6 protein-coding genes are annotated in these 9,332 nt (G+C 76.2%); all 6 read left to right on the top strand.

Features of this window, described 5'->3' with window-relative positions:
* The first annotated feature begins 185 nt into the window (after positions 1-185).
* The 6 genes from tsaE to trxA all read left to right on the top strand — a co-directional run bounded on the left by tsaE (position 186) and on the right by trxA (position 9,272).
* Positions 186-656, top strand: a complete 471-nt coding sequence (gene tsaE / locus D3P35_RS03890) for a tRNA (adenosine(37)-N6)-threonylcarbamoyltransferase complex ATPase subunit type 1 TsaE (protein WP_118133130.1) — start codon at positions 186-188, stop codon at positions 654-656.
* Positions 653-1,681: an aminoglycoside phosphotransferase family protein gene (locus tag D3P35_RS03885; protein WP_118133129.1), complete on the top strand. Its 1,029-nt coding sequence runs from the start codon at positions 653-655 to the stop codon at positions 1,679-1,681. Before tsaE ends, D3P35_RS03885 begins: the two co-directional genes overlap by 4 nt.
* Positions 1,674-2,378, top strand: coding sequence for a nucleotidyltransferase family protein (locus tag D3P35_RS03880; RefSeq protein ID WP_118133128.1), 705 nt, complete (start codon positions 1,674-1,676; stop codon positions 2,376-2,378). The genes D3P35_RS03885 and D3P35_RS03880 overlap by 8 nt, the downstream gene beginning before the upstream one ends.
* Positions 2,378-5,377: a double-strand break repair protein AddB gene (addB, locus tag D3P35_RS03875; protein ID WP_157982024.1), complete on the top strand. Its 3,000-nt coding sequence runs from the start codon at positions 2,378-2,380 to the stop codon at positions 5,375-5,377. The genes D3P35_RS03880 and addB overlap by 1 nt, the downstream gene beginning before the upstream one ends.
* The gene (gene addA / locus D3P35_RS03870) at positions 5,374-8,880 is read left to right on the top strand and encodes a double-strand break repair helicase AddA (protein ID WP_118133126.1); all 3,507 of its coding nucleotides are present in this window, start codon (positions 5,374-5,376) and stop codon (positions 8,878-8,880) included. The genes addB and addA overlap by 4 nt, the downstream gene beginning before the upstream one ends.
* A gap of 68 nt (positions 8,881-8,948) precedes the next feature.
* On the top strand, positions 8,949-9,272 hold the full coding sequence (gene trxA / locus D3P35_RS03865) for a thioredoxin (RefSeq protein ID WP_118133125.1): 324 nt from the start codon (positions 8,949-8,951) through the stop codon (positions 9,270-9,272).
* Positions 9,273-9,332: the final 60 nt, after the last annotated feature.

The following is a 9,332-nucleotide window of genomic DNA, read 5'->3' as shown; positions in this document are numbered from 1 at the left end:
CGGCTGACCGCGGCACGAGAGCCTGGGCACGCGCGCCGGCCCGCGGCGGCGCTCCGGGGCCGGCATCGCGGCCTTTCCCGTCGCGCGCCGTCGCGGGCGGGACCGCGGTGGCCGGGGCGGCGGCGCTTCCCCCCCGCGGCGATTTCGTCTAGGGGTTGGAGCACTCGAACTTGCCTCGGACGGTCATGCGCGAACTCTCCCTGTTCCTCCCCGACGCGGCGGCGACCGATGCGCTCGGCGCAGCCCTCGCCGCCCGGCTCGCCCCCGGCGACACGCTGCTCCTCGACGGCACGCTGGGCGCCGGGAAATCCAGCCTCGCCCGCGCCGTCATCCGCAGCCGCCTCGCCGCGGAGGGCCGCGCGGAGGACATTCCCAGCCCCACCTTCACCCTCGTCCAGGTCTATGACACCGAGGCCGCCGCCCTCTGGCACTGCGACCTCTACCGGCTCGGCCATGCCGACGAGCTGATCGAGCTCGGCCTCGACGAGGCGCTGGAGGAGGCGATCTGCCTGATCGAATGGCCCGAGCGGCTGGGCAGCCTGCGCCCGGCCCGCGCCCTCACCATCAGCCTCGCCGACGAAGGCGAGGGCCGCCGCGCCCGCCTCACCGCCACCGGCCCCGGCTGGGACCCCCTGTTCGGAGCGCTGGAGGCATGAGCCGCGAGAGCCTGAAGACCGAATTCCTCGCCCGCGCCGGCTGGGGCGAGGCCACGCGCCGCCCGCTTGCCTCCGACGCCTCGGCCCGCGCCTACGAGCGCCTCACCGCGCCGGATTGCCGCTCCGCCATGCTGATGGACGCCCCGCGCGAGCGCGGCGAGGACGTGCGCCCCTTCCTCGCCCTCACGCTCTGGCTGCGCAGCGCCGGCTTCAGCGCGCCGGAAATCCTGGCCGAGGCCGCCGATGACGGGCTGCTGCTGATCGAGGACCTGGGCGACGACCTCTATGCCCGGGTCTGCGCCGCCGAGCCCGCGCAGGAGGCGCCGCTCTACGCCCGCGCCGTCGACCTGCTCGCCGACCTGCACCGCGAGACACCGCCCCTCGCCCTGCCCGCGGCCGGCGAGACCTTCGAGGTCGCCCCCTACGATGCCGCCACCCTGCGGCGCGAGGCGGAGCTCGTGACCGGCTGGTACCTGCCCGGCCCGGTCTCGGCCGATCTCGCGGCGGAATACGCAGCACTGGTGGACGCCGCCTGCGCGCCCGTCGCCGGCGCGCGCGACTGCCTGGTGCTGCGCGACTACCACGCCGAGAACCTGCTCTGGCTGCCCGGCCGCCCGGGCAGCGCCGCCGTGGGCCTGCTCGACTACCAGGACGCCCTGCGCGGCCATGCCGCCTACGACCTCGTCTCGCTGCTCGAGGACGCCCGGCGCGACACCAGCCCGGCCCTGCGCGAGGCCATGCTCGCCCGCTACATCGCGCGCGCCGCCCCGGCCGATCCGGAGGCCTTCCGCGCCGCCTACGCCGCCCTCGGCGCCCAGCGCAACCTCAAGATCGTCGGCATCTTCGCCCGGCTCTGCCGGCGCGACGGCAAGCCGGGCTACCTGCGCCTCATCCCCCGGGTCTGGGCCCACCTGATGCGCGACCTCGAGCACCCGGCGCTGGCCGGGCTGGGCCGGTTCGTGGCCGCCCATGTGCCGCCGCCGGAGCCCGCGCAGCTGGCCCGCATCGAGGCCGCCCGTGGCTGAGCCGGTGATGGTCTTCGCCGCCGGGTTCGGCACCCGGATGGGCGCGCTCACCGCCGATCGCCCGAAGCCGCTGCTGGAGGTGGCCGGGCGCAGCCTGCTCGACCGCGCGCTCGACCGGGCCGAGGCCGCCGGCTGCCCCCGCGCCGTGGTGAACCTGCATTACCGCGGCGCCCAGATCCGCGACCATCTCGCCGGGCGCACCGCGCCCGAGATCGCCTTCTCCGAGGAGCAACCCGGGATCCTCGACACCGGCGGCGGCCTGCGCGCTGCCCTGCCGCTGCTGCGCCCCGGCGCGGGCCCGGTGCTCACCCTCAATTCCGATGCGATCTGGACCGGGGAAGACCCCGTCGCCACCCTGCGCGCCGCCTGGGGGCCGCAGGTGGGCGCGCTCCTGCACCTCGTGCCGCGCGAGGCCGCCATCGGCTACACCCGCCCTGGCGATTTCTTCCTCGAGCCCGACGGCCGCCTGCGCCGCCGCGGCGCCGCCGCCACGGCGCCCTACGTCTTCACCGGCGCGCAGCTCCTGCTCACCGGCCCGCTCGCCGCCCTGCCCGCGGGCGCCTTCTCGCTCAACCTGCTGTGGGACCGGCTGCTCGACGAGGGCCGGCTCTTCGGCGCCCCCGGCCCGGGCGGGTGGATCGACGTCGGCACGCCGGAGGGGCTCGCCCTCGCCGAGCGCACGCTCGGGGGGGCGTGATGCTGTTCACCGGCCCGGCCCCGCGCGTGTTTTCCCTCCCCCCGGGGGTGGATTTCCCGGCCGCCTTCGCCGCCGGGCTGAAGGCGCGCGCGCAAGGCCTGCCGCCCGAGGCGCTGGGGCGCGTCGAGATCATCGTGAACGCCAGCCGCGCGGCCCAGAGCCTCACCGCCGCACTCGCCCGGGCACTGGCGCCCGGCCTGCTGCCCCGCGTGGTGCTGCTCTCCGACATCGCCGCCCGGCCGGAAGCGCCCGAGCTGCCGCCCGCGGTCGACCGGCTGCGCCGCATGCTGCGCCTCTCCGAGCTGGTGCGCGCCTTTCTCGAGAGCACCGGCAGCTTCGCCCCGGTCTCGGCGCGCTTCGACCTCGCCTCCAGCCTCGCGGAGCTGCTCGACGAGATGCAGGGCTGGGCCGTGCCGCCCGACCGGCTGGAAGGCCTCGACGTGGAGGACCATTCCGCCCACTGGCAGACCACGCTCGCCTTCCTGCGCATTGTGGCCCGCGCCTGGCCCGCCATGCTGGAGGAGGGCGAGGCGGGCGCGCTCGACCCCGAGGCGCGCCAGCGCGCCGCGGTGGAGGGGCTCGCCGCCCGCTGGGCCGCCGAGCCGCCGCAGCACCCGGTGATCGTGGCGGGCTCCACCGGCAGCCGGGCGGCCACGGCCGAGCTGATGCAGGCCGTCGCCCGCCTGCCGCAGGGCGCGCTGGTGCTGCCGGGCTTCGACGCGCATCTCCCCGGCCCGGTCTGGGCCGAGCTGCCCCCTGACCACCCGCAGGCGAGCCTCGGCCGGCTCCTCACCGCCTTGGGGCTCGACCCCGAGCGGCTGGAAAGCTGGCACGGCAGCGCCCCCGATCCGGAGCGCGCGCGGCTGGTGAGCCTCGCCCTGCGCCCCGCCCCGGTGACCGATGCCTGGCGCGACGCGGTGCCCCGCGTGGCCGCCGAGGCCGCCGCCGCGACCGCATCCCTGAGCCTGATCGAGGCCGACACCGCGCGGGAGGAGGCGCTTTCCATCGCGCTGGCGATGCGCGAGACGCTGGAGCGCCCCGGCGCCCGCGTGGCGCTGGTGACACCCGACCGCGTGCTGGCCCGGCAGGTGACCGCGGCCCTCGCCCGCTGGGACATCCGCCCCGATGACACCGCCGGCCGGCCGCTCTCGCTCACCGCGCCGGGCATCTTCCTGCGGCTCGCAGCCCGCATCGCCGGGCGCCCGGCAGCGCCCGACGCGCTGATCGCGCTGCTGAAACATCCGCTCGCCGGCGGCGCCGGCAGCATCCGGCGCGACCACATGCTCACCGTCTCCACCCTGGAGCGCGACCTGCGCGACGAGGCGGTGCCCGAGGTGACGCCCGACTGGCTCACCGCCTGGGCCGAGCGGCGGCTGGGGAAGGCCGAGCGCTCCGGCCGGCCGGTCACCGGCGGGCCGGAGGCGCTGCTCGCCTGGGCGGCCTGGCTGGCAGGCGCCCTCGCCCCGCTCACCGCGCCGGGCCCGGCCGAGCTCACCCGCCGCGCCGCCACCCTGCGCGCCGCGGCCGAGGCGCTCTGCGCCGGGGTGGGCGGCGGGCCGGCCGAGGCCGCGCGGCTCTGGGCGCTGTCCGACGGCGAGGCGGCGGAGCGGCTCTTCGCCCGGCTGGAGGAGCAGGACCGGGTGGGCGCCAGCCTCGGCGCCACCGACCTTGCCCGGCTGATGGACGAGCTGATGCAGGCCGAGAACGTGCCCCCCTCCGACCCCGGCACGGCGCCGGACCGGCGGGTGATGATCCTCGGCGCGCTGGAGGCGCGGATGCAGGTGGCCGACAGGCTGATCCTCGCCGGGCTCAACGACGGCACCTGGCCCAAGCTGCCCGGCGCCGACCCCTGGCTGTCGCGCCCGATGCGCGCCGCCCTCGGCCTGCCGCTGCCCGAGCGGCAGGTGGGCCTCTCCGCCCATGACTTCCAGACCGGGGCGAGCGCCGGCGAGGTGATCCTTTCGCGCGCGAAACGGGTGGAGGGCACGCCCACCATCGCCTCGCGCTGGCTCATCCGCCTCACCAACCTGCTGGAGGGCAGCGGCACGGAGGGCGTGGCGGCGCTGAAGGCGATGACCGCGCGCGGCGACCGCTGGCGCGCCCTCGCCCGCCGGCTCGACCGCCCGGCGGCCGGGGTGAAGCCCGAGCCGCGCCCCGCCCCGCGCCCGCCGGTGGAGGCCCGGCCGCGCGCCCTCTCGGTCACCCAGATCGAGACGCTGATCCGCGACCCCTATGCCATCTACGCCCGCCACGTGCTGGGCCTGCGCGCGCTCGACCCGCTGGGCCGCCCGCCCGATGCGCGCGACCGCGGCCAGGTGCTGCACGCGGTGATGGAGCGCTTCGTGGCCGAGACCGAGGACGGGTTGCCCGAGGCGCCCCGCGCCCTGTTCGAGCGCATCGTGGCCGAGGAGATCGACGCCGAGACCCCCTGGCCCGCCCAGCGCCGGCTCTGGCGCGGCCGCATGGCCCGCGGGGCTGACTGGTTCCTCGAGCAGGAGGCGGCGCGGCGTGAGCTAGGCCGGCCGCTGCGGCAGGAAGGGCGCGGCGTGCTCACCTTCGAGCTGCCCGCCGGCCCCTTCACGCTCAAGGCCAAGGCCGACCGGCTGGACCGGCTCACCGACGGCACCATCGCCATTCTCGACTACAAGACCGGCAGCCCGCCCACCAAGCCGCAGATGCGCGCCTATGCCCGGCAGCTCTGGCTGGAGGCGGCGATTGCCCGGGCGGGGGGCTTTTCCGGCATCCCGCGCGCCGAGGTCTCCGAGCTGGTCTACATCGGCCTGCCGGCCAGCGGCACCGAGGGCAAGGTGGAGCAGGTGGTGCTCGGCCCCGGTGAGCTTGCCGAGGACTGGCAGCGCTTCGTGGAGATGATGGCCCGGTTCGACGACCCCGACACGCCCTACACCGCCCGGCTGCGCCCGGATTTCCTCAGCTACGGCAGCGATTACGACCATCTCTCGCGCAAGGGCGAGTGGGATGACGGGGAGGACGCCGAATGACCGGCATATCCGACGCGACCCGCGCCCAGATCGCCGCCTCCGAGCCGCTGGCCTCCACCTGGGTGGCGGCGAACGCGGGCTCGGGCAAGACCCGGGTGCTGACCGACCGGGTGGCCCGGCTGCTGCTGGCCGGCACGCCGCCGGCGAAGATCCTCTGCCTCACCTACACCCGCGCCGCGGCGGCGGAGATGCAGTCGCGCCTGTTCCGCCGGCTGGGTGCCTGGGCGATGATGGAGGACGACGCCCTGCACGCCGCGCTGCAGGAGCTGCAGGTGGCGCCGCTCGAGGCCTCGCCGCAGCGCCTCGCCACCGCGCGGCGGCTCTTCGCCCAGGCGCTGGAGACGCCCGGCGGGCTGAAGATCCAGACCATCCACGCCTTCTGCGACACGCTCCTGCGCCGCTTCCCGCTCGAGGCCGGCGTCTCGCCCGGGTTCCGCGTGCTCGACGATCGCTCCGCCACCCGGCTGCTGGAGGAGGTGCGCGACACCCTCGCCCTCGCCGCCGAGCGCGGCGAGGACCCCGCCTTCGACGAGATGGCCGCCCTGCTCACCGAGGACGGGCTCTCCGGCATGGTCTCGGCCGTGCTCCACCACCGCGCGGCCTTCGCCGGCGAGGTCTCGCGCCCCGCGCTGGCCCGGGCGCTGGGCCTGACCGCCGAGCGCCCGGCGCCCGAGCGGCTCACCGCGGCGGTGGACGGGCTGCGCCCGCAGGACCTCGAGGACATTGCCACCACGCTGATGATCGGCGCGGGCAAGAAGGAGCAGGCCCTCGCCGCCGCCCTGCGCGCCGCCGGCAAGGCGCTGGGCACCAACCAGCCGGGCGCGGCGGAGGCAGCCCTCGCCGGGCTCGAAGCCGCCTTCCTGAAGAAGGACGGCGGGGCGCTGGCGGCAAGCTCGCTCACCACCAAGAAGACCCGCGAGGCGGACCCGGAGATGCCGGACACGCTCCTCGCCCTGCAGGCCTGCGTGGAGGCGGTGCGCGAGGAGCGCCTGGCGCTGGCCACGCTGGAGCGCAGCCTGAAGCTGCACCGTTTCGCCACCGCCTTCCTCGGCGCCTACGAGGCGCGCAAGGCGGCCCTCGGCATGCTCGATTTCGACGATCTCGTGCAGCGCAGCCGCGCCCTGCTCACCCGCTCCTCGATGGCGGCCTGGGCGCTCTACCGGCTCGACGGCGGCATCGACCACATCCTCGTCGACGAGGCGCAGGACACCAGCCCCGCGCAATGGGACGTGATCACCGCCCTCACCGAGGAGTTCCTCTCCGGCCTCGGCGCACGGGAGACGGCGCGCACCCTCTTCGTGGTGGGCGACCAGAAACAGTCGATCTACTCCTTCCAGGGCGCCGAGCCGCGGGCCTTCGGCGCGAAGCGCGACTGGTTCGGCGCCCGGCTGGCAGAGCTGGGCTCGGCGCTGGCCGAAGGCGCGCTGCTGCATTCCTTCCGCTCCGCCCCGGCGATCCTGGAGCTGGTCGACCACGTGTTTGCCGGCGAGGCGGCGCAGGGGCTGGCGCGGGCGGGCGAGCGGATCTCCCACATCGCCTTCCACGCCGCGAAGCCCGGGCGCGTGGAGCTCTGGCCCTTCCTGCCCGCGCCCGACAAGGCCGAGCAGCCCGAGTGGTGGGAGCCGCTCGACCAGCCGGCCCGCAACGACCCGAAGCTGCAGCTCGCCGCCACGCTGGCGCGCGAGATCGACACCTGGCTCGCCACCGGCCGGCCGGTGCCCGGCGCGGGGCGGGCGATGCGCGCCGGCGACATCCTCATCCTCGTGCAGCGGCGCGACCTGCTGGCCCGCGCGCTGATCCGCGAGCTGAAGGCGCTCGGCGTGCCGGTGGCCGGCGAGGACCGCATGGTGATCGGCGCCGAGCTCGCGGTGCGCGACCTGCTGGCGGTGCTGCGCTTCGTGGTGACGCCGGAGGACGAACTCTCCCTCGCCGCCGCCCTGCGCTCGCCGCTCTTCGGGCTGAGCGAGGAGGGGCTCTTCGCCCTCTCCCGCGCGCGTGACGGCGGAACCCTGTGGCAGGCGCTGCGCAAGGGCGGGCACGAGGCGGCCGTCGCCCTGCTCACCGACCTGCGCGACAACGCCGACTACCTGCGCCCCTTCGAGCTGCTGGAGCGGCTGCTCACCCGCCACGGCGGCCGCGCCCGCCTGCTGGCCCGGCTCGGCCCCGAGGTGGAGGACGCGGTCGACGAGCTGCTCGCCCAGGCGCTGGCCTACGAGCAGGCCGAGGTGCCCAGCCTGCCCGGCTTCCTGCGCTGGATCGACGCCGACGCGATCACCGTGAAGCGCGAGATGGACGCGGAGGCCGACCAGGTGCGGGTGATGACCGTGCACGGCTCCAAGGGGCTCGAGGCCCCGGTGGTCATCCTGCCCGACACCGCCCCGCGCCGCATCCGCCCGCGCGGCGACGTGATCGCGCGCGAGGGCACCGGCCTCTGGGCCACGGCGAAGGCGAGCGCCCCGCGCGCCGTGCTCGACACCCGCGACGAGGAGAAGACCGCCGAGGCGGAAGAGCGCCGCCGGCTGCTCTACGTCGCCCTCACCCGGGCCGAGAGCCTGCTCGTGGTCTGCGGCGCGGGCGGCATGACGGACTGGGAAAACGGCTGGTACCACCTCGTCGCCCAGGGGATGGACCGCGCGGGCGCCCGCTCCGCCCCCGCGCCCGAGGGGCTGGAGGGCGAGATGCGCGTCTTCGCCCCGCTGGAGGAGGCCGAGGGCGGCGGACCGGGCAGCGGGACGGCGGAGACACCGCCACCCGGCACCCCGGCCACCGGGCCCGTTTCGCCTGACACGCCGCCCCTCACGCCGCACGGCTCACCGGCCGGGAACCAGGCCGGGGCCGACCTGCCCGAGCTCGAACTGGAGGTGAAATCCGCCGCCCCGGCGCTGCTGCCCGGCTGGCTCTCCGCCCCGCCGGCTCCGGCCGCCCCCGAGGCGCCGGTGCTCGCCCCCTCGGCCCTTGGCGGCGCGCATGCCCTGCCCGGCGAGGCGGGCGAGGAGGAGGCCGCGGCGCTGGCGCGCGGCACCGCCCTGCACCTCTTGCTCGAGCACCTGCCGGCCCTGCCGCCGGCGGCCCGTGCCCCCGCCGCGGCCCGGCTGCTCGGCCCGGAGGCCGACCCCGCCCTGCTCGCCGAGGCGCTGGCGGTGCTGGAGATGCCCGAGGCGGCGGAGGTCTTCGGCCCCGACGCGCTGGCCGAGGCGGGCGTGGCGGCCGAGCTGCCCGCGCTCGGCGGCGCGCGCATCGCCGGCCGGCTCGACCGGCTGGTGGTGCGCGAGGACCGGGTGCTCGCGGTCGACTTCAAGTCCAACCGCGTGCTGCCCGGCACCCCGGAGGCCGTGCCCGAGGCGCTGCTGCGCCAGATGGGCGCCTACCAGGCGGCGCTGGAGCTGGTCTGGCCCGGCCGGCGGGTGGAGACCGCCCTGCTCTGGACCGCGGCGCCGCGGCTGATGCGGCTGCCTCGCGCACTCGTGTTGCAGGCGCTCACGCGGGCGTGCCCTACATCTTGACCCTGCCCCACCAACTCCCTACCTTCCGTGGCCAGTCGAACCGACACATCTTTCCTCAGGAGGCTGCAATGTCCGCTACCGTCAAGGTTACCGACGCCAATTTCGATGCCGAGGTCGTCAACTCCGACGTCCCCGTGCTGGTCGATTTCTGGGCCGAATGGTGCGGCCCCTGCCGCATGATCGCCCCGGCGCTCGAGGAGCTTGCCACCGAGTATGAAGGCAAGATCAAGATCGCCAAGGTGAACGTGGACGAGAACCCGAACACGCCCTCCAAGCTCGGCGTGCGCGGCATCCCCGCCCTGTTCATGTTCAAGGACGGCGCCATCGTGTCGAACCGCGCCGGCGCCGCGCCGAAATCGACCCTGAACGACTGGATCAAGAGCGCCATCTGAGCGCCTGCCGCGGCCCCCGGGCCGCGCGACGGATCCCCGAGCGCCCCGGCCCCAGCGGCC

The sequence above is a fragment of the Oceanicella sp. SM1341 genome (genome assembly GCF_003448965.1).
Classification (GTDB): Bacteria; Pseudomonadota; Alphaproteobacteria; order Rhodobacterales; family Rhodobacteraceae; genus Paroceanicella.
Note: the sequence above shows the minus strand (reverse complement) of the source record. Positions and strands in the feature narration are given on the sequence as shown.